The organism is Sphingopyxis granuli NBRC 100800 (assembly GCF_001591045.1).
GTDB lineage: Bacteria > Pseudomonadota > Alphaproteobacteria > Sphingomonadales > Sphingomonadaceae > Sphingopyxis > Sphingopyxis granuli.
This window is the reverse complement of sequence record NZ_BCUA01000174.1, coordinates 1-1,153: the sequence shown is the minus strand read 5'-3', so window position 1 is coordinate 1,153 and position 1,153 is coordinate 1. Positions and strand designations below refer to the sequence as shown.

General features: G+C 65.9%; 2 protein-coding genes. Both read left to right on the top strand.

Going from position 1 to position 1,153, the window contains the following annotated elements:
• The first annotated feature begins 191 nt into the window (after nt 1-191).
• Nucleotides 192-575, top strand: coding sequence for a hypothetical protein (locus tag SGR02S_RS19265; protein ID WP_218000152.1), 384 nt, complete (start codon nt 192-194; stop codon nt 573-575).
• A gap of 60 nt (nt 576-635) precedes the next feature.
• Nucleotides 636-1,022, top strand: coding sequence for a DUF1489 domain-containing protein (locus SGR02S_RS19260; protein ID WP_234002535.1), 387 nt, complete (start codon nt 636-638; stop codon nt 1,020-1,022).
• Nucleotides 1,023-1,153: the final 131 nt, after the last annotated feature.

Here is a 1,153-nt window from a genome sequence, read left to right as displayed (position 1 = left end):
GGCTTTCGCCGGGGAACAGTGACGTGTCGAAAAGGGGGCATTGCCAGACAAGTTTCGGGTGACGAGAAAGAGAAACCGTGCCGAACCCCGAATCCCCACCGGCCATGGACAAGGCCGCCACGCCGTTTCATCCTCTGCCGATGGCGGGCGATGCGATGGTGCCGATTGCGTGGATATTGGGACGCGGCGAGATGCTGGCCGTCGCCGCCATGCTCGATGCGGCAGGGATTATCGTCCATGTCGGCGGCGAGCATTATGCGAGCGTGTCGCCCGCGGTGCTGGCGATCGGCGGCTTTCGACTGACCGTTCCCGCCTGGCAGCATGAGGATGCCTCGGCGGTGCTGTCGGAGATGCTCGCGGCGCCCGCGCCCGAGCCCAACACTCATGCGGCGCGCGCTCTCGGGCGGTTCGCCTTGGCAGCGGCCGGGGCGCTGGCTCTGTTCTCGCTGCCGTCCCTGTTGGTCTTTGGCCTGAAACCCTTGCTCGCGATCCTTTCCGCGCCGCTGCTCCTGTTGCAGGTGCCGGTCAATGTGGAGGGACGGAGCGAATATCATTTGCGTGCGGGCCCTGCTTGAACCGGGTACCTTGAACCAGCCGCGATCGCGCCCATTTTGGTTTTCATGCCCCAACTCCACATGACCCGCGTCGCCGTCGGATGCCCCGATTATCCGGCACTCGCCGCGCGGATCGCGGCATGGGACGAGGGGGGCGAGGTGCGTTTCACGACGCGGATGCGGCCGAAGCGCGCCGACGAACTGATCGGCGGCAAGCTGCATTTCATCATCCGGCACACGCTCGTCGGCCGGGTCGAGATATTGCGCTTCGAGGATCGCACCGACGGGCGGCTCGATATCGTCTGCGTGGCGAAGCTCGAGCGCGTGCATCCGCAGCCGAAACGCGCGCATCAGGGCTGGCGCTACCTGGCCGACGCCGATGCGCCGGCGAGCGCCGAGGACGGCAGCGGCGTCGCCGACCTGCCGCCGCACCTCTACCGCGAACTGGCCCAGCTCAGCCTGATCTAGGGCGTCGAGCGTTAAATCCGGCGGTGACGCAGTTTGGATTAGGGAGGCGCAATTCCCTGTCTCGTCACCCCGGACTTGATCGGCACTTATCCCTTTTCGACAAGTCACTGTTCCCCCGCGAAAGCCGGGGT